We start from the raw sequence: 19,660 nt of genomic DNA, 5'->3' as shown, positions 1-19,660 counted from the left end.
TCCGTGTAAAATAAATTCTGGAAGTGACGATGCGACCACGAAAGGAAAAACAGTGAAAATCGCAATTATTGGTGCAACCGGTAACGTTGGTAAAGAAGCTGTAGCAGAAGCTCTCAGCCGCAATCTTGAGGTTGATGCCTACAACCGCTCGGGCAACCCCGTTGAAGGAGTTCAGGCTCAGGTTATCGACTTCACCAACGTGGACGACGTTGTAGAAGTTATCGATGAACACGATGCAACCATCATCTCTGTTGTAGCCCGCGAAAGCGAGCAGGCTAACCGCGAAATCCAGGCAGCGCACCGCGCGCTGATTTCAGCAGCTCCTTCAGGGCGCTTCATCTTTGTGGGAGGCGCAGGCTCACTTTTGGATGAGAACGGCAACGAGCTACGTAACGCCCCCGATTTCCCCGCTATCTACAAGAGCGAGGCAGATCTCTTCGGAGAAATCTACGCTATGTACAAAGAAGCTCCGGCATCTCTGCAGTGGACCATGGTGTCACCGGCTCCCGTCATTGCCCCCGGCGTCCGCACCGGTGACATCAAGCTTGACCTTGACCGCCCCGCAGGCAACTTCATCTCAACGCAGGACTTCGCAATCGCCCTCGTGGATGAAACCGTAAAGCCCAAACACATCAACAAGCGCTTTACCGCCGCAAGCGTTGATGAACAGGCCGCATCCGGCAAATAAAAGCTGAATAAAATATTTTTCGGTGGATTTTTCAACCGCTTGTGGCGGAAGGAAAATCCACCGAATTCTCTTAACGCGGCGAAATTTACGACGCACGTGCGCAGGTTCACGGGTAGTATTTACCCACCTGAAACCTAGATTTACACCCAATGCTGTAGAGTTGTGTGACGAGCAAGGGAGTATCCCGCTAATTGTTTTCTCGTCAGCACGTTAGCCGAAGGCGTCTAACCGGGGGGCAAACCACTGAGACATAGTGGTGGGAGAGACTTGTGGTCATTGTAGTATCAATCCCACAAGAAAGGCTCCCATGCATATTACTGGGCTTCAGTGGACTGTCACCATCGTGTTTATTCTCGCGTTGTTGGCATACGATTTCTTTTTTCACGTGCGTAAACCGCACGAACCCACCATCAAAGAAGCAGCGATTTGGTCTGCTATCTACGTGGGTATCGCACTCCTGTTCGGTCTCGTTATCCTCTGGTGGGACGGCGGCCAGTTCGCTGCTGAATACTATGGCGGCTATATTACCGAAAAGGCGTTGAGTGTCGATAACCTCTTTGTCTTCTTGATTATCATGGCATCTTTCAAGGTGCCGCGTGAGGATCAGCAAAAGGTTCTACTTTTCGGTATCGTGTTTGCTTTGATTGCGCGTACCGTGTTCATTCTTTTGGGTGCAGCAGCTATCGACCGTTGGAGCGGTGTTTTCTACATCTTCGGCATCATTCTTCTGCTCACCGCAGGTAACCTGCTCAAAGGTGAGGTCACCGATAAAGAAGAAGAGGATGAAGCTAATAACTTCATCATTCGCCTGGCGACGAAGTTCATGCACACCACCGATTACTACGATGGGGATAAACTCTTCACCGTAGAAAACGGTAAAAAGGTAATGACCCCGATGCTGCTGGTAATGGTAGCTATCGGCGGTACCGATATCCTCTTCGCACTGGACTCAATCCCCGCAATCTTCGGTTTGACCCAGGAACCATACATTGTCTTCACCGCAACCGCGTTCTCACTGATGGGTCTGCGCCAGCTCTACTTCTTGATTGACGGTCTGCTGGATCGCCTCATCTACCTTTCATGGGGTCTTGCAATCATCCTCGCCTTCATTGGCGTCAAGCTGATTCTGCACGCATTGCATGAGAACACCTTGCCTTTCATCAACGACGGTCAGCCCGTCCACGTTGTTGAAGTGACAATCGGTGTCTCACTGGCAGTTATCGTTGGCGTACTGATTATTACCGTTCTGGCCTCGTTGCTTTCCCCCAAGGGCAAAGCGCTGGCAGCCATTCAGAAGACTCAGAGACTCTCAGAGCAGTACCTGAACCTACCCGACAATGCCTCCACTGAGGAACGTCAGAAGATTCAGGACAAATTGGATGCGGCAACCGCTAAGTCACGCAATGTTCCGCAGAAATACCGCGATGAACTCATTGAGTCTGAAGCAGAGTACCAGGATCTCGTAGATCGCGCTCGTGGCGCGCATCAGGCGTATATGAACTAGTTTCATAACCTAAAAATTCCCCCGCCGGGTTTTCGGCGGGGGAATTTTTGTTCTCTTGTGTAGGTAGGGGGGCGATATGATGAAGAACAATGATCCATTTCTGCTCTTACAGGGCGTCGAGGGACCGCTGGCTCGGGTTTGGCGTTTGAGGGAAGCGGGCCCTTGACGGCTTGGAAGAGCGAACCAGGACTATTAGCCACACCATCAAGCAGTCTTTCAAATCCTTATTTCAGGAGCCACCCATGATTAGTCTTATAGCCCTTGTAATAGTTGCCATTACCTTTGCAGTTTTACTTGCCATGATTAAGGCCGGTAACCTCACGCGCAACGGGCTGGTTGGCGTGAGAACTTCGGCGACCATGGAGTCGGATGCGGCCTGGCAGGCAGGTCATCGCGCGGCAGTTCCCGCGCTCAGTCTCGGTCTGATGATTTTTATCGTGGGTACCGTGGCGGTATTGCTCACCTACCATCTATATGGGGACGATATGGCGTCACTTGCTGGCATACTAGCCCTGCTCGCGGGCGTCCTACCTGTTCTAATCGCCACTTTTACCAGTGTCAAACGCGCAGCACAACGTGCTCACAACGAGTTATAGCGCTTAAATTTTTAACAAAAAGCGACCCACGCCGGACACCTGTTCAGCGGGGTCGTTTTATCTTCGCATCGCTGGAGAACTGAGGTTACTTGGCGCCGCCGTCAATCACCTGGTTCTTCTGCGCATCCAGTCCCTTGGTGACACTGTTCTCGCTAGTATTGCCGAATGCGTTGCCCGAAAGAATAATGTTCTTATTGCCCTCAGCAACCCAGAATCCAACACCCTGACCGGGGTTCGGTACATCGCGGTTGAAGGCCTGGCAACCAATCAGCTGAGTGCCCGGCGCATCAACCGACACGTGGAAGCCGTGAGCCTCACCCAACTTTGCCGAGCCCTCCAAATTATCAGCGTGACCGTTAGAGTCAGCCACACAGTTAACAAAAGAATTGTTGCCGTACTTAATGAGGAAGCCATGACCGCCGTTATCCTGCGCATCGCACTGGCTGAAAGTATTGCGGGTGCCCTTGATGTAGAAGCCAGCACCTGCCTTGCTATCTCCGTCTAACGCTACAGAACGCTTGGAGTACCAGGTTTTTACCTGTGACCAGCTGGTATTGGAGGTGTAGAGCTCAACTGTTGCAGCGTCCACCTTGGCGCGGTTAGCAGATGATAAATCAATCATTGAGAACATGTTGTCGGCGCCACCTGATTTAAAAGCTTCACCGACCACAAGAGCAGACCGCAAGAACTTACGTCCGCGGATGCGCTCCACCGTCATACCTTGATCATCGGCGCCCTTGATCTTGATGCCCATATCCAAATCCCACAGGGTTAGCCCCGAAATTCGATGCGCGGCATCCGGGTCAGCTGGCGAATCACCGTTCTTGGTGTTGTACAAAACGCCAACCACGTTTTCAATAGATTCAGCGTGCTTGATGGCGTCCTTGCCCGGTTTGATGCTCAAATCATGCAGGCCAGAACGGTAGACCGGGTCAGAGTTGTTTTCTTTATCGGTGCCGATGCGAAAAACTCCGGCAAGCTCGCCCCACGTACCGGTGGGCATGAACTGGGTTGCCTCGCCCAAACCGATAAAGCTGACCTGGTTGCGAACTTCAACGCCTTCATCGTCAACCGCGTAAATACCGGGAGGGAAGACAATCGCTCCGCCACCGTTATCAGCCAAAGACTTTGAGAGCTGATTAATTTTGCCGTTGACGGGGGTGGAGCCGTCGTTTGAAATGCCCTCGTCGGTGGCAATGAGCAAGCGTGAACCGTCAGCGGCCTGTGCTGTGGTACTGCCCATGGACGCTGCAAGAACAGCGAGCGCTCCACCGCCTAAAAATTGTGCGCGAGTTACCAAAAATCTTCCCCTCAATTGTTGTTGCGCAAGAATGCGCCAAAGCGGTGCCGGTAACTCCCCAAAAGTTACCGGACCGTCAATAGACTCTGTTGAGTTTACCCTACTTGGTCAGTGGCGTCTGGGGGCGGGTTAGTGCATATCGGCCAATAAGTTTTTGAGATGACCTAAAATCATGGCACCATCCGCGCCTAAGCCGTCGTGATGGTGAGTAGCAGAGGTCCACACGCGGGTATTGGTCACAAAGTTTGCGGTGTTCATGGAGTGCTCGAAATCGACATAGATATCGGGAACGTAAGCGGCGGCAACCAGCGGAACCTCATTGCGAGCCAGCTGCTCGTGATCGTAGAGCCGACCCCAGTCGTCCTTTTCTGCTAGTGCATGTGCGGCTTCTGCGAGAGGACTCAACGATGGATCTTGGTCGAAGTACCAGTCAAAAGTGTGCTCGCCGGTGAACAGGAGCTGATGGGCGTCTGGCGCGAACTGCGGCAGTTCGGCAGAAATACGTTGCGCTGACCAGCGAGTGGGGGCGGGCGAGGGAGAAAGCTTGTTCGCACCAACCGGTACAGCGGGACCATCCGCGTAAATCGCCTCGTGAAGTAGCGCGTAGATCGGCGAACCTATAAAGCTGACGCAACTTGCGACATCACGAATAAACTGCTCTGAAAGATGCGAGTGGCCTTCGGCAAAAGCAGATTGCAGAATGTAGTGCAGTTGGTGGATGCGCGCGTTACCGCCCAAATATGAACCGAGCATCTGAAAACGTTCAGGGGTGAGTCGTTCACCCGTGGGAAGCTTCTCGGTTTTACTCGCTAGGTGCTCTGCAATGCGATTGGCTAGCGCAGCATCCTCTGGATACCAGCCAAAGAATTCCTGGTTACGAGCCTGTGTACGGGCATAAGTTGAGCGGTAAACGCCATCGATGTGCGCGCGAATTGGTGCAAGGCCTGCCGTCATACGGCTGTCTTTTAGGGAACCCGGCGCAAAACTGAGGTAGCTCAGCGTGAGGAATCCGCCAAAGCTCTGACCCATTGTGGACCACCGGAGATCTGCCCTGTCTACGGTCAGAAAGTCGCGCACAACTTCGGCATCGGCAATGATTGAATCTGCCCGGAAGAGTTCTGCGTACTGTACTTGGCTCTCAACAGAGCCAAGAGCGGTGAGAGTCTGAGCAGTCAGCGGTGTCGAATTGCCGGTGCCTCGTTGATCGAGCAGAATGACGCGGTGGGTTTGAGCAAGCTTTGCTACCCAGCCGGCATCGGATGCAGGACGCGGGGATGCGCCGCCGGGGCCGCCCTGCAGATAGACCATGAAGGGCCGTGCCTCTACTGCGGTGGTGGGCTGGGGTGATGTATCGATGACTTCGCGGGCAAAGACTGTGATGGTTTCTTGTGCTAACGGGTGGTCTTGAGCAACTTCAGCTGAGTGCCCAAAAATCAGACCGTGTGTTAGAGGCACCGTGAACCAGTGATCGATGAGATCAAAATTTCCGATGCGGTGACACGCGCCTACCTTGTGGGAAGGCTGCGGAAGTGAAACGTTAATGAGGTGCGGGGCGGTCATTGCTACTCCTGTGTATTGTGCAGCCGGTCTGTTGGTTGATGCTTGGGTGGGTTAGTCGAATTCAAGTTCAGGATCTTCTGCTCGTGCCTGCTCATAAACTTCTTTAGCCGCGAAGCAGTTGATGATGCCCATCAGCACCCCGGTTATCACATCGGGCCACATGGAGTACCAGAAGAAGGTGCTGATTCCCGCGAGAATCATCAGAACGTTGGCCACGGCATCATTACGGGCTGCAAGCCACGCGCCACGAGTGAGGGCAGTATTACCTGAGCGAAGGCGCAACAATAGCATCGCGCAGAGAAGATTTACCGCAAGGGCTGCAACGGATGTTGCCGTGAGAGCCGTAGGTTCCGGAACTGAAGCTGAAAACACCTTATAAAGAGCTGTACCAAATGCTGCGATAGCCGGGATCAGAATAAGTGCTGCCAACCCGAACGACGCTTTCCGGCGGCTGGTAACCGACCAGCTCAAGGCGCAAAAGACCAGGCCATTGATCAAGAAGTCTTCGAGAAAATCTGCTGAGTCGGCAAAGAGCGAAACAGAACCGATGAAAGCTGCAATAGTTGCCTCAACAACTGCAGCTGCACCGTTTAAGAGCGCGACAAGCCCAACAATGCGCCGGGCAGAATTATTCAGGTTACGTGCGCTGAGCTCCTGGTGTTCAGTCATATCGTGAAAACTTTCGGTAGACCATGAAAACGCGCAATTCTGAAGCCTTTTGACACATTCATTCTTCAGAATTGCACGTACTCATCAAGACGCGGTTAGTTGCCAACGCTGAGCATGCGAACAACGGGAGTACCGGCCGCATCAGAAGCAACCAAATCAATCTCGGCGGTAAACGCCCAATCATGGTTATCGTCGGGGTCAGAGAGAATCTGACGAACCTTCCAGATGCCAGGATGCTCGGTCACATCGTCATCGATGCTCAGTAGTTGAGGGCCACGAGCGTCCGCGTCGGTGTAGATGTCATCGTACTCATCAAAATAATCGTCCATGGCATCTGCCCAACGGTCAGCGTCCCAACCGTATTCCTCATCCATGCTGCCCAAAATCTTGTCACGCTCATCGGCAAAAAGCTCCACGCGACGGAACATAGCATTGCGCACCATTACCTTGAAAGCACGAGGATTATCGGTAACTGACGGTGCTTTTTCTGCAACCAACTCTTCAAGGGTTTCTTCCTTGGGCTGGTAGTCTTCACCGGCAGCTAGTTTCTCCCACTCATCCACCAGTGAGGAGTCAGTCTGTCTAATAACTTCGCCCAACCATTCGATGATGTCGGTTAGATCATCGTTGAGAGCAGAGACCGGAACGGTCTGACGCAGCGCCTTATAGGCATCGGATAGGTAGCGCAACAAAATGCCTTCGGAGCGATCCAAGGAATAATACTGCACGTACTCACCAAATCCCATAGCGCGTTCGTACATATCGCGCACCACTGACTTGGGCGAAAGCTCGAATTCGCGTACCCACGCTGCCGAAGACGAGTAGGTTTCGAAAGCCTGTTCCAGCAAGTCTTCAAGCGGTTTAGGGTAGGTAATCTTATCGAGCTCGTTCATGCGCTCGTTGTAGTCCATGCCCTCAGCTTTGAACTCGGCGAGCGCCTCAGACTTCGCTTTCTTCTCCTGCATCATCAAAACTTGACGCGGTTTTTCGAGTGTGGCTTCGATAATCGATACCGCATCGAGTGCGTAGGTCTCAGACTCTGTATCGAGCAACGAGAAGGACGCGAGCGCGAAAGGTGAAAGCGGCTGGTTGAGCGCGAAATTCTCTTGTAGATCTACAGTGAGGCGCACGCGAGCGCCGTATTCATCTGGCTCATCTAGACGCTCAACCACGCCACCAGCTAATAGTTCGCGGTAGATGCCCAGTGCCTTGCGCATTAGTTGACGTTGCTTGATGCGCGGTTCGTGGTTGTTTTCCAAGAACTTACGGGCTGCGGTAAAAGGGTCGCCTTCGCGCTGCAAAATGTTGAGTAGCATGGAGTGCGATACACCGAAAGAGCTGGTCAATGGCTCTGGTGATGCTTCAACCAGCTGATCGAAAGTCTTTTCGCTCCACGCCACAAACCCCTGCGGCGGCTTCTTTTTCTTACCGCGAAGGGACTGCGCCATCTTCTTTTCATCACCGGCAAACTTCTCGCGAGCCTTTGCTTCTAAACGAGCGTTTTCAATGTCGTGCTCCGGTGCCTGAACCACTACGGTACCTGCGGTATCAAAACCTGCTCGACCGGCGCGTCCGGCGATTTGGTGGAATTCACGGGCCTTGAGGCGGCGGGTGCGTTCACCATCGAACTTAGATAAAGCAGTAATGAGAACGGTGCGAATGGGCACATTGATGCCCACACCCAAGGTATCTGTACCGCAAATGACTTTCAGCAGTCCTGCTTGAGCTAACTGCTCAACGAGGCGGCGGTATTTCGGTAGCATACCTGCGTGGTGGACGCCGATGCCGTTTTTCACCAGCCGCTGGAGAGTCTTGCCGAAACCGGGCATAAAACGGAAGTCCGCCAGAAGTTCGTTGATGCGTTCTTTATCTTCTTTGGACGCGATGTTGACGCTCATCAGCGCCTGGGCAGCATCGATGGCTTGCAACTGGCTAAAGTGCACAATATACACCGGAGTTTGACGGGTAGATACCAGCTCTTCAACGGTTTCTTGTACGGTGTTGTTGGAATAGTAAAAATGCAGGGGGATAGGACGCTCGGCATTGGTGACCAACGTTGATGTGCGGCCGGTGAGCTCCGTCATCTCCCGCTCAAAACGGGTGGTATCACCCAGAGTTGCGCTCATGAGCAAGAACTGTGCCTGGGGCAGATCAAGGAGCGGCACCTGCCACGCCCAGCCGCGTTGCGGGTCTGAGTAGAAATGAAACTCGTCCATGATCACCTGGCACAAATCAGCGTTTTCGCCCTCGCGTAGAACCACGTTCGCTAGAATTTCGGCGGTGCAACAGATGATAGGAGCATCGGCGTTGATCGATGAATCGCCGGTAATCATGCCAACATTCTCAGCGCCAAAAATTGCAACGAGGTCAAAGAACTTTTCGGAGACCAGCGCCTTGATAGGTGCCGTGTAATAAGAACGCTGACCCGTGGCTAATCCCACGTAATGCGCTGCAACTGCCACGGTAGATTTACCCGAGCCCGTGGGGGTCGCCAAAATAACGTTGTTGCCCTGAGCTAGTTCAAGTACAGCTTCATCCTGTGCGGGGTAGAGTTCCATACCGCGCGATGAAATCCACGCTAAGAAGCCCTCATACATTTCGTCGGGACTCAGCGGATTAGACGCGAAATCACCGCGGAAATAGTGATTTTCCGGCTGTGCGAGTTTGGGTGAAAGATGCTCAAGAATATTCATGATGCTTCAAATTCTACCGGTCGCTAGATGCGTGCCTGCAAGATTAAGCTGAAGGGAAGGGAGGTAATACACTGTTTCTTGAGGTTTATCATAAGATCCCCAACAACGTGCACTTTCTGTTGCGACATTCCTTTTTCAGCCGTTATCCGTAGTGAAAAGAGAACTCCCTTTTGACTGAGTCACCCCAGCCCTCACTGTATGTACCGTTTGAAACCCATCACCGGGTGGTATATCAAGATCCTCGCGAAGAGTCAGTCAACGCTCAGGACTATGCGCGAGGCCTTGCCGCTTATCTGGTCAGCCAGCATCCGCAGCTGAACATTAAAATCGTTGAGAGCAACGGTATCAAGTGCAACAATGTGGCTGATATCCACCGGCAACTTGCAGAGATGAGTAAGAACTGGAACCTCGATGAGGACGCCGCTGCCGAGTTTCCCAGCCTTGTTGGTCTTGCTGAGCAAGGGCTTGAGCCTGATGCGGATTCGCGGGCTCTGTCTGAACAACTTCAGCTTGCATACGCTTACGCACAACACACCGATGTACTAATCTTGGTTGAACCCTTGCAAGCTGTTGATCCACAAACACAGTCAATCATCTTTACGCAGCTTGAAAAGCGAGTTAAAAAGCATCCGGTGCTTGCTCAGAAGAGCAAAATTTTTATCGTCAGTGAAACAGATGAAGTTTCTCGACGCATCCAGCGTGACCGATCTGCTGCCTAACATCGGAACTCGGTGAGTATGAATTGTGCATCAACTGGTGCATGCACTGCTCACTGCGCTTAGAATAAATTCACACAGCACATATTCACGTAAACCACATAGGGCACATGCCGCGGCAGGAGAGCACATGGCAATGATGAAGAAGAAACCGGCACCCGATGACGCGCCGGTTAAATTTCGTCTTGCACCGCCCGGGTGGCGCTGGCGAGCGATTCACATTATCCCGTTTTTCACGGATCTCATTTCAGTGCTCTTGGTTGCTTATCTGCCGGTGCTGATTGGCACTATCATTGACCTTCACACGGCTGGCGAAACCCAGCGCGCTTGGTCTCAGATGAAATGGGCAGTGCTGATTGTGCTCTACTTCTGTTTCAATGAAATATTCACCTGGGGCATTACTTTCACGGTGGTTGCTGCCCTCGAAAGAGCCTGGCGCACGTACGTTGGCCGACTCGTCTTCAAATCATCGGGGCAAGAGATCGGTAACCTCATCGCACTCATGAATAAAGACAGCCGCACTATGGCCGCTCTGTGGCAACCGATGATTCTCGCATCTTCTGCAGTCGGTGCCGCCGCAATGGGTACCTATCAGCTCTGGAAAATCAGCCCTGTGGTTGCTGTCATTGTGCTAGTGGGCCTCATCGTGACTCTTTTTGCCCTCACCCGCATCTCAAAAGTCATCGAAAAGCACTCAGAAATTTTCCGTGACAAAGTCGGAGACAATACCTCTAAAGCAAGTGATATTGCTTCGGCTATACGTACCATTTTGGGGTTGGGCGCGGGGCCGCGCATGATGCGGCGCTACACCCACAGCGCTGAAGACCTGTACGAATCTCAGCTGAGGTTAGAACGCGTGCAGACCTGGTCTTTTGCGGCCCGCAACTTTCTCGTCGGAACCGTTACTCTCCTGGCCATTGCCTTTGCACTTCGCGGCACCCTTGCTGAAGGCACATGGCTCGCCGACATCCCAGCAGGGCAGCTAGTATCTATAGCCGGTCTGATTAATGTCATGACTGGCCCCATTTGGTCGGTTGAAATGCTACTGTTCGCCTGGCGTAACGCGCGTGTTGCTTTCAAACGCGTAGATCAGCTGGTTCACGATAACGAATCCGCACCCGTAGACACACACCGCGCAGCTTCCCCAGTTGCATCGGTAAAAATTCCTGATTCAACGCAGACCGTGGTGTTTATGAACCCGCGCGATATGAATCTCACGGCGCAAGAATGTGCAGAGGCACTCGTCCACCAGCTTCGAAGCCAAAGTAGCGGTGGAAAAGACAGGGAACGCGTCCTGCTCTCAGAACCCAACCCGATGATCTTCGCCGGCACTCTTCAAGAACACGTACAACTTGGCACCGATGTGTTGGACGATCAGCATATTATCGAGCTGCTACGGCTGACCGACTCACTAGAGATCGCCTACCGACTTGGCGGAAAAGACCCCGCTCAATACCTGCAAGCTTCAATCAGCGCTGAAGGAGCAAACCTCTCCGGCGGGCAGCGTCAGCGTCTGGCGCTGGCTCGTGCGCTCGCGCAGGACGCTACAACATTGGTGCTCACGGAGCCGTTGAACTCTGTCGATGAACCTAGCCAAAAGTATATTTTTGATCATTTAGAGCAAAAATGTGCACGCGATTATCCGCTAGAGAACATTCGGAAAATCTATGTTGTCAGCACCACCATGGAAGCTGAACGACGGATCGCGACCCAGCATCGCTCGGATCATCACAACGTTGCCGCTCACTCCGTGCACCACGTTGTTGAACAGTACGAAGAAGCCATCACGAGTTCTTTGCAGAAAATTGAGCAGACGCCGATGACCAGCCAGCGCGAAATAGAACAGGAGCACCACCGTGGCTAACCTTCTTCCTGTCGCGTCCACCGGTAAAACCTGGCGGATGCTGCTGGCAAGCGTCATGCGAACTCCCGGTCAGTTTTTCTGGTTGATAGTGCTCTTCGTGTTGAGCTCACTGACCTCGTTGGCGATTCCCATCGCAATTGGCAGGCTGGTAGATGCCGCGTCGTCCCGTACTTTGACCGGCTTTCCGTGGGGTTTTATTCTTCTGATTGCTCTGGCGGTGGTGGTAGGCGCACTCCTCACCCGTGCGTGGACTTTTCAAGGGCAACGCCTGGGCGTTCGCCTGAATCGAGACCTCGGTATCGACATGGTGGGGGCTGCCCTCGAACTTGACGCTCAAACCGTAGAGGACGCTGGTTCTGGGGACTTGTTGTCGCGGCTGACCGACGATGTCGACTCCATTAGACAAGTTCTTGCGCAGGGACTCCCAGAATTCTTGTATATCACGGTCTATATGATTCTGACGGCTACAACCTTGTTCTTTGTCAATCCCTTCATTGGGCTTGTGGCTGTTCCAACGTTTGTGCTGATGGCGATTCTTCTGTCTATTTTTCTGCCGCGCATTGGAAAACTCACCCTTTATCGTGCTGAGGCAATGTCTGACTTTACCGTTGTTGCAAACGAGAATATTCGCGGTGGAAGCACCATGCGTGAGCTAGGTATTGAGGGCGCCCGCTTGCAGGTTCAAGAAAACCGCGTTGATTCCATATATTCCATTGCCCGCAAGCTGGTGTCGCTTCGTGCTACCTATTGGGCGATTGACGGATTCAACTCGTACATGCCTCTCTTGCTTTCGATTATCTGGGGTGCGATCTGCGTCGAACGGGGCTGGGCTAGCTGGGGCGATGCAGCGACAGCATCAATCATGCTCTTTGGCATGCGCGTGAACGCCGATATTTTTACCTACTGGCTTGACCGCCTGCGAGAAATGTCGGTGACGATGGGACGAGTATTCGGCGTGATTGATTTATCGCATCAACAAAAAACGCGTCGTGAGCAGGCTGCTAGTAGCAAGGTCAACACTGAACCTGTTACTGACGATGTGGTCATCCGTTGTGAGAGTCTCACGTATGGTTACACCCCGGAATCTTCAGTTATCAAGGGCGTTAACCTTGACGTTCGGGCGGGGGAGAGCATCGCACTGGTTGGACGCTCAGGCTCAGGTAAAACCACTTTGGCACGCCTGATCGCTGGGTCTTTGACTGCTGATTCAGGTACGGTTTCTGTTGCTGGTTCTCCCGTGGGTAATGGACTCTATCCCACTCAGGTAGCCCAAGACGGGCGTCCTGCATTGCTGATTTGTACACAAGAAGCACATCTTTTCTTAGGTACGTTGTCTGACAACATGACAGTAGCCGCTGAAAACGCAACCGAAGCAGAACAGCTTGCGGCTCTTCATGCCGTCGGCGCCGATTGGGTGGACGATTTGCCTGACGGTCTTGACACCGAACTCGGAACTTCAGCAACCCAGCTCACGCGAGACCAGATTCAGCAGCTGTCGCTGGCACGCATCGTTGTGGCTAACCCGCACGCTGTTATTCTCGATGAATCTACGACGCAGCTTGAAACAGCGGACGCGCGTGCATCGCTGCACGCAATTTTGAAGGATCGTGCAGTAATTATCATCAGTCACGATGCCAGGATCGCTTCGATGGCATCTCGTGCGGTGCTGTTGAAAGGCGGTCGAATCGAGGCAGAAGGCACGCCGGCGCAAATGTTCGCGTTGTCTTAACGTCTGGGCTATTGCGTCCGCTGAAATGATGCGCCAGCAATGGTGACAATTGTGATGGCTGTTACTAAGATGATGGTTGTATATATAACCACATGAGAAAGAGCCCGCTATGAGCGCACCTTTTCCCTCCGACCTTGAAATCGCTCAGGCAGCGACCCTGCACCCGATTGTTGAGGTTGCTGAAAAATCAGGCATCGATGAGGACCGCCTGGAACCCTACGGCAAATACGTCGCTAAAGTGGTTCTCGATGAAACCACGACCGCTGAAAACGCTCGCAAGCGAGGCGCTAAGTACGTTGTTGTCACCGCTGTAACTCCCACGCCCTTGGGCGAGGGTAAGACAGCAACATCGGTTTCGTTGGCACAGGGAATGGCTGCAACCGGCCGCAACGCTATGCTCACTCTACGCCAGCCCTCGATGGGGCCGACCTTCGGCATCAAAGGTGGTGCAGCAGGCGGTGGCTACTCGCAGATTATCCCCATGGAAAAGTTGAACCTGCACCTGACCGGTGATTTCCATGCCGTGACCGCAGCGCACAACCTGCTGGCAGCAATGATCGATAACCACCTGCACCAGGGCAATGAGCTTAATATTGATCCGCGCGCTATCACCTGGCGACGGGTTCTGGACGTCAATGATCGCTCGCTGCGCAACATTGTTATTGGCCTGGGCGAACGTGTGGATGGCGTTGTTCGCGAGAGCGGTTTTGATATCACCAGCGCCTCAGAAATCATGGTCATTCTCTCGCTTTCCACGAGCTTTGAAAACCTACGTGAGCGCCTGGCAAAAATCGTCATTGGTTTCAACTACGATGGTCAGCCGGTGACCGCCGCCGATCTGAAAGCTGATGGCGCACTCTCCGTTATTTTGCAGGATGCCATTAATCCCAACCTGCTTCAGACCCTTGAAACCACCCCGGCTCTGATCCATGCAGGCCCCTTCGGCAATATTGCAACCGGAAACTCATCGGTGGTAGCGGATTACGTGGGTCTTGAGCACTCAGACTACGTGATTACCGAGGCAGGTTTCGGTGCTGATATGGGCGCTGAGCGTTTCTTTAACGTCAAGTGCCGCGTCTCCGGTCTCAAGCCCGATGCTGCGGTTCTGGTCGTCACGGTTCGTTCGCTCAAATCTCACTCTGGCCTGTACAAGATTGTTCCCGGCAAGCCGCTACCCGAAGACATGCTCAAGGAAAGCCCCGAGGACGTCCGCGCTGGCGCATCCAACCTGCAAAAGCACATCGACATCGTTCGTTCTTTCGGCGTGCAGCCGGTTGTTGCAATTAATGCGTTCCCCACTGATTTTAATTCAGAGCATGAAGAGATCCGCCGGATTGCTGAAGAAGCAGGCGCTCGCGTCGCTGTGCACCGCGGTGTCGCACAAGGCGGTAAGGGCACTATGGAGCTGGCGGACGCTGTGGCTGAGGCTTGCGATGACGTGAGCGAGCTGAACTTTACCTACGAGCTCACTGACTCTTTGGAAACTAAGCTCGAGAAGGTAGCGACCGACGTCTACGGCGCAGACGGCATTGAGGTCACGCCTGCCGCACGCAAGCAGCTCAAGCTGTACGAAGAGCTTGGGTATGGTGAACTCCCCGTTGTGATCGCAAAAACTCATCTCTCCATTTCTTCGGATGCGTCGCTGAAGGGCGCTCCGACTGGTTGGACGTTGCCGGTGCGTGAGGTTCGTCTTGCAGCAGGTGCAGGGTACGTTTATGCCATCTGCGGCACCATGCGCACCATGCCTGGACTATCAAAGTCACCGGCGGCAGAGCGCATCGGTTTTGATGAAGACGGTCGCATGGTGGGACTGTTCTAAGGAGCTATTCGTAATACCTGGCGTTGAACTTTAGAAGCCTAGCGTTAGCACTGCCGGTACTTTCTGTCTTACCAGAAAGTACCGGCGGTGTGCTTTAGGGTGGAGTGTATGGATATGTGGCTTCCCGATACAACGAACGCGCGAGTCTTGGCGCAGACGCCTCTCGATGAAGACTATGTCGAGCACTCCCGATTCACCGGTGCAGACTGGTCCGGCGTTGACCAGAGCGCGGCAACTTTCGATAGCTGTTCTCTCACTGCGGTGGGGCTTGACGGATGCTCCTGGGATAAAGCGCGGGTGGTAAATAGCGAGCTTCACAACCTCTCTGTTGCCCACCTTCAAGCACCAGAGTCATCCTGGGAGCGCGCGGTCATCGAAGGTAGTCGCCTTGGCGTCCTAGAACTAAGAGATTCCCGTATCAAACATGTGGTTATTCGCGACTGCAAAATAGATGTCCTCAATCTTCGAGCAGCACGGTGCACTCACCTGATGATTGAAGGATGCGCGATAGGGGAGTTGGACGCCACTGGAGCTACAATCAGCCACGTCGAGTTCGCAGATACCAGTGTAGAAACTCTCACCGTATCGCAATCACATCTTCACCGGGCCAATCTCAGCGGAGCACTAATGCACAAGGTTCTCGGGGCTTCATCGCTACGCGGTGCCGAAATCAGCGAGTTTCAACTGCAACAATTAGCACCAACTTTCGCCCAAGAACTCGGCATCAGCGTGTGTTAACCAAAAACAGGCGTCCTGCACCGAGGTGCAAAGACGCCTGAAATGTTTCAGAAAATCTATTTACCAGCCGCGAGCTTCCCACTCATCGAGGTTATCGCGGTCAGCGCCTAGCGTGGTGTGCTGGCCGTGTCCGGGAAGAACGATGGTGTTGTCATCAAACGCATCAAAAATCTTGGTGCGAACATCGTGTAAAAGCTGCTTAAAGTCCTCAGGGGAATTGGTTTTACCTACGCCGCCAGGAAAGAGAGAGTCCCCTGTAAAGAGGATAGTGGGAGTCGCCTCCTCACTGTCACCGCGCAAGACTAGGGTAATTGATCCAGGGGTGTGTCCCACCAGGCTGATGACTTCAAGTTCAAAGCCCTCAAAGCGTAGAGTTTCACCGCCTACCACTGCCTGTGCGATGCTGACGCCCTCTTGCTCGTCGATAGCCTCAACATCATCGTGGCCCGCAACGGTGTGCGGTTCAAAATGCTGAACGGTTGCGGGCAGAGCGCGAATATGATCCCAGTGTGAATGGGTGGTTATCACCGTCGAAAGGCGTGCTGAGGCACCGTCTAAATCCTCATCAGCGGCGGATTCTACAAACTCTCTAATACGATCAAAATTATCTGCGGCGTCAATCAAAACCTGCTCACCGCTGGATTTTGAGGTAATAAGGTAGACGTTATTTTCCATCTCAGAGACTGCAACCACTCGAATGGTGAGCTCGTCGTTATCAATCATGAGGTCTGCGGCAGGAGCTGTTGTCATAACCACAATCTTAGGCTAAACACAGACCAAAAGGTAAGAACACGATCTATAAATCTTGCAGATAAGCCCATAGCAATTATTAGTTGACAATCCTCGCACTAAGACAAGTAGGCGTATAGAATATATGTTCGAAACACACGACAAGATGAGTAGGACGCCCATGTCACAAACAGCGCATAAGCCTAACGATCTCACCAGAATCCTGGTGCAGGGGGCTCGCGAAAACAATCTCAAAAACGTCAACCTTGAGATTCCCCGCGACGCTATGGTTGTCTTCACCGGGCTGTCAGGGTCCGGCAAATCTTCGCTCGCCTTTGACACCATCTTTGCTGAAGGCCAACGACGCTACGTAGAGTCTCTCTCATCGTACGCCCGTATGTTCTTGGGCCAGGTTGACAAACCCGATGTGGATTTCATCGAAGGTCTTTCACCTGCGGTTTCAATCGACCAGAAATCCACCTCTAAAAACCCTCGCTCAACGGTAGGCACAATTACCGAAATTTATGACTACATGCGTCTGCTGTGGGCACGCATCGGTCACCCACACTGTCCCGAATGTGGAGCTGAGATTTCAAAACAGACCCCTCAGCAAATCGTCGATCAAATCCTGTCGTACCCCGAACGCACCCGCCTGCAGGTGCTGGCTCCTGTCGTGAGCGCTCGCAAAGGCGAGTTTGTTGATCTTTTCAAAGAGCTTTCCGCTGAAGGTTACTCGCGCGCCATCGTCGACGGCGAACAGATTCAGCTTTCAGATCCTCCCAAGCTTGAAAAGCAGTACAAGCACACCATCGATGTTGTGATTGACCGCATCGTGGTGAAAGACGGTATTCAGCAGCGCCTCACAGACTCCGTAGAAACCGCCCTTAACTTAGCGGGCGGACGCGTCGTTATGGACTTCGTGGACCGCGAAGAAGGCAGCGACGACCGCACGCAGATTTTTAGTGAAAATTTGGCATGCCCCAACGGTCACGCCATTCAGCTTGAAGAAATTGAGCCGCGTGCTTTCTCCTTCAACTCACCTTTTGGTGCCTGCTCGCAGTGTGACGGTATTGGCTCACGTCTTGAAGTTGATGAAGAACTGATCATCCCTAACCCTGATTTGTCACTGGCTGAAGGCGCAATCGCACCGTGGTCACAGGGTAAATCTCGTACCGAGTATTGGCTTCGTCTGCTCTCAGGCTTGAGCAAAGAAGTTGGTTTTGACCTCAATACCCCGTGGAAGGATTTGTCTAAGAAAGCGAAGAAGGCTGTTCTGCACGGTAAAGATTTCAAGGTCACCGTTGCCTACAAGAACCGTTTTGGACGCGAGCGTCGCTACACCTCAGGTTTCGAAGGCGTTTTTGCCTACATCAAGCGCAAGCATGAAGAAACTGAATCTGACTGGTCGAAGGATCGTTACGAACAGTACATGCGTGAGGTAGCATGCCCCGCGTGTAACGGTGCCCGTCTGAACCCCGTCATCCTGGCGGTCAAAATTGATGGTAAGTCCATTGCGGATGTCACCGAGATGCCGATGCGAGATGCTCTGGACTTCATGCGTCAGGTTCATTTGAGTGATCGCGAGAAGAAGATTGCTGAGCAGGTGTTACGCGAAATTGATGCGCGTTTGCAATTCTTGCTGGATGTCGGTCTGGACTATCTGAATCTCGCTCGTGCCGCAGGTACCCTTTCGGGTGGTGAAGCGCAGCGTATTCGTCTTGCTACCCAGATTGGCTCCGGTCTGGTGGGTGTTCTTTATGTTCTTGACGAGCCGTCTATCGGTTTGCATCAGCGCGATAACCGCCGCTTGATTGATACCTTGACCAAGCTGCGCGATATGGGCAATACTCTCATCGTTGTCGAGCACGATGAAGACACCATGAAAGAAGCCGATTGGATTGTGGACGTTGGCCCCGGCGCTGGCGAGCACGGTGGCGAAATTGTGCACTCTGGTACTTTCAAGGATCTTCTTCATAACGAGCGTTCCATTACCGGTGATTACATGGCGGGGCGTCGCACCATCGATATACCTCAGACCCGTCGTGATATCGACAAGAAGCGTATAGTCAAGGTTGTTGGTGCCCGCGAGAACAACCTGAAAAATGTTGATGTCAAGTTCCCGCTTGGTGTACTGACAGCTGTTACCGGTGTTTCTGGCTCGGGTAAGTCAACTCTGGTGAACGATATTTTGTACACCGCTTTGGCTAATAAACTGAACGGCGCTAAGCAAGTTCCCGGTCGCCATAAGTCTATTGAGGGCTTGGAACACCTGGATAAAATTATTCACGTTGACCAGTCACCAATTGGCCGAACCCCTCGTTCAAACCCGGCTACTTACACCGGCGTGTTTGACCATGTGCGTAAGCTCTTTGCAGAAACCAATGACGCTAAGGTGCGCGGCTACCAGCCTGGACGCTTCTCTTTCAACGTGAAGGGCGGACGCTGCGAGGCGTGCGCCGGCGACGGTACCCTTAAGATTGAGATGAACTTCTTGCCCGATGTCTACGTCCCGTGCGAAACCTGCCACGGCAAGCGTTACAACCGTGAGACCTTGGAAGTGAAATACAAGGGCAAGAACATCGCCGATGTTTTGGAGATGCCCGTTGCAGAAGCGGCAGAGTTCTTTGCCGCCTTCACTCCCATCGCCCGTCACCTCAACACCCTGGTGGACGTTGGTCTGGGCTATATTCGCCTGGGGCAGCCCGCCACCACCTTATCCGGTGGCGAAGCGCAGCGTGTCAAACTCGCATCCGAACTGCAAAAGCGCAGTAACGGCCGTTCCATCTACGTTTTGGATGAGCCAACTACCGGTCTGCACTTTGAAGATATCCGCAAGCTACTCATGGTGATTCATGGTCTTGTCGATAAAGGCAACAGCGTCATCACCATCGAACACAACTTGGACGTTATCAAGAGTGCAGACTGGATTGTTGATATGGGTCCTGAAGGCGGGGCCGGTGGTGGTACGGTTATCGCCGAGGGAACACCCGAAGACGTTGCAAAGGTAGCTGGTTCGCATACCGGTGAGTTCCTCAACGAAATTCTGGGGTAGTTT

The 19,660-nt window shown here is 53.0% G+C and carries 14 protein-coding genes; 9 read left to right on the top strand and 5 right to left on the bottom strand.

Annotated features, from left to right (window positions below; translation table 11 throughout):
- The first annotated feature begins 52 nt into the window (after positions 1-52).
- The 3 genes from HF984_RS02035 to HF984_RS02025 all read left to right on the top strand — a co-directional run bounded on the left by HF984_RS02035 (position 53) and on the right by HF984_RS02025 (position 2,788).
- Complete coding sequence (locus tag HF984_RS02035; RefSeq protein ID WP_168614018.1) at positions 53-688, top strand: NAD(P)H-binding protein; 636 nt, start codon at positions 53-55, stop codon at positions 686-688.
- A 307-nt stretch (positions 689-995) separates the two neighbouring features.
- Positions 996-2,192 (top strand): TerC family protein, encoded by a 1,197-nt coding sequence (locus HF984_RS02030; RefSeq protein WP_168614017.1) that lies wholly within the window; start codon positions 996-998, stop codon positions 2,190-2,192.
- 242 nt (positions 2,193-2,434) lie between these two features.
- A complete protein-coding gene (locus tag HF984_RS02025; protein WP_168614016.1) occupies positions 2,435-2,788 on the top strand; it encodes an SdpI family protein in 354 nt (117 codons plus the stop codon).
- 85 nt (positions 2,789-2,873) lie between these two features.
- On the opposite strand, the gene HF984_RS02020 is transcribed toward HF984_RS02025, so the two are convergent.
- From HF984_RS02020 to HF984_RS02005, 4 genes are all read right to left on the bottom strand, one after another.
- Positions 2,874-4,088: a right-handed parallel beta-helix repeat-containing protein gene (locus HF984_RS02020; RefSeq protein WP_168614015.1), complete on the bottom strand. Its 1,215-nt coding sequence runs from the start codon at positions 4,086-4,088 to the stop codon at positions 2,874-2,876.
- Between the two features lie 129 nt (positions 4,089-4,217).
- On the bottom strand, positions 4,218-5,648 hold the full coding sequence (locus HF984_RS02015; RefSeq protein WP_168614014.1) for an alpha/beta fold hydrolase: 1,431 nt from the start codon (positions 5,646-5,648) through the stop codon (positions 4,218-4,220).
- Positions 5,649-5,699: 51 nt separating this feature from the next.
- Positions 5,700-6,317: a cation transporter gene (locus HF984_RS02010; RefSeq protein ID WP_168614013.1), complete on the bottom strand. Its 618-nt coding sequence runs from the start codon at positions 6,315-6,317 to the stop codon at positions 5,700-5,702.
- A 95-nt stretch (positions 6,318-6,412) separates the two neighbouring features.
- Positions 6,413-9,010: a DEAD/DEAH box helicase gene (locus HF984_RS02005; RefSeq protein ID WP_168614012.1), complete on the bottom strand. Its 2,598-nt coding sequence runs from the start codon at positions 9,008-9,010 to the stop codon at positions 6,413-6,415.
- A gap of 170 nt (positions 9,011-9,180) precedes the next feature.
- Here HF984_RS02005 and HF984_RS02000 point away from each other — a divergent pair, with 170 nt between their 5' ends.
- The 5 genes from HF984_RS02000 to HF984_RS01980 all read left to right on the top strand — a co-directional run bounded on the left by HF984_RS02000 (position 9,181) and on the right by HF984_RS01980 (position 15,876).
- Positions 9,181-9,729: a P-loop NTPase family protein gene (locus HF984_RS02000; protein WP_168614011.1), complete on the top strand. Its 549-nt coding sequence runs from the start codon at positions 9,181-9,183 to the stop codon at positions 9,727-9,729.
- A 133-nt stretch (positions 9,730-9,862) separates the two neighbouring features.
- Positions 9,863-11,590 (top strand): ABC transporter ATP-binding protein, encoded by a 1,728-nt coding sequence (locus tag HF984_RS01995; RefSeq protein ID WP_168614010.1) that lies wholly within the window; start codon positions 9,863-9,865, stop codon positions 11,588-11,590.
- The gene (locus tag HF984_RS01990) at positions 11,583-13,319 is read left to right on the top strand and encodes an ABC transporter transmembrane domain-containing protein (RefSeq protein WP_168614009.1); all 1,737 of its coding nucleotides are present in this window, start codon (positions 11,583-11,585) and stop codon (positions 13,317-13,319) included. Before HF984_RS01995 ends, HF984_RS01990 begins: the two co-directional genes overlap by 8 nt.
- Positions 13,320-13,428: 109 nt before the next feature.
- Positions 13,429-15,138 carry a formate--tetrahydrofolate ligase gene (locus HF984_RS01985; protein ID WP_168614008.1) on the top strand — a complete coding sequence of 570 codons (1,710 nt, stop codon included), beginning with the start codon at positions 13,429-13,431 and terminating at the stop codon, positions 15,136-15,138.
- A gap of 108 nt (positions 15,139-15,246) precedes the next feature.
- On the top strand, positions 15,247-15,876 hold the full coding sequence (locus HF984_RS01980) for a pentapeptide repeat-containing protein (protein ID WP_168614007.1): 630 nt from the start codon (positions 15,247-15,249) through the stop codon (positions 15,874-15,876).
- A 60-nt stretch (positions 15,877-15,936) separates the two neighbouring features.
- Here HF984_RS01980 and HF984_RS01975 read toward each other — a convergent pair whose 3' ends face one another.
- Complete coding sequence (locus HF984_RS01975; protein WP_168614006.1) at positions 15,937-16,626, bottom strand: MBL fold metallo-hydrolase; 690 nt, start codon at positions 16,624-16,626, stop codon at positions 15,937-15,939.
- 145 nt (positions 16,627-16,771) lie between these two features.
- On the opposite strand from HF984_RS01975, the gene uvrA reads away from it, so the two are divergent.
- Positions 16,772-19,657 (top strand): excinuclease ABC subunit UvrA, encoded by a 2,886-nt coding sequence (gene uvrA, locus HF984_RS01970; protein WP_168614067.1) that lies wholly within the window; start codon positions 16,772-16,774, stop codon positions 19,655-19,657.
- Positions 19,658-19,660: the final 3 nt, after the last annotated feature.

This window comes from Rothia terrae, from assembly GCF_012396615.1.
In the GTDB taxonomy this organism is placed as follows: domain Bacteria; phylum Actinomycetota; class Actinomycetes; order Actinomycetales; family Micrococcaceae; genus Rothia; species Rothia terrae.
This window is presented reverse-complemented; position numbering and strand designations above follow the sequence as displayed.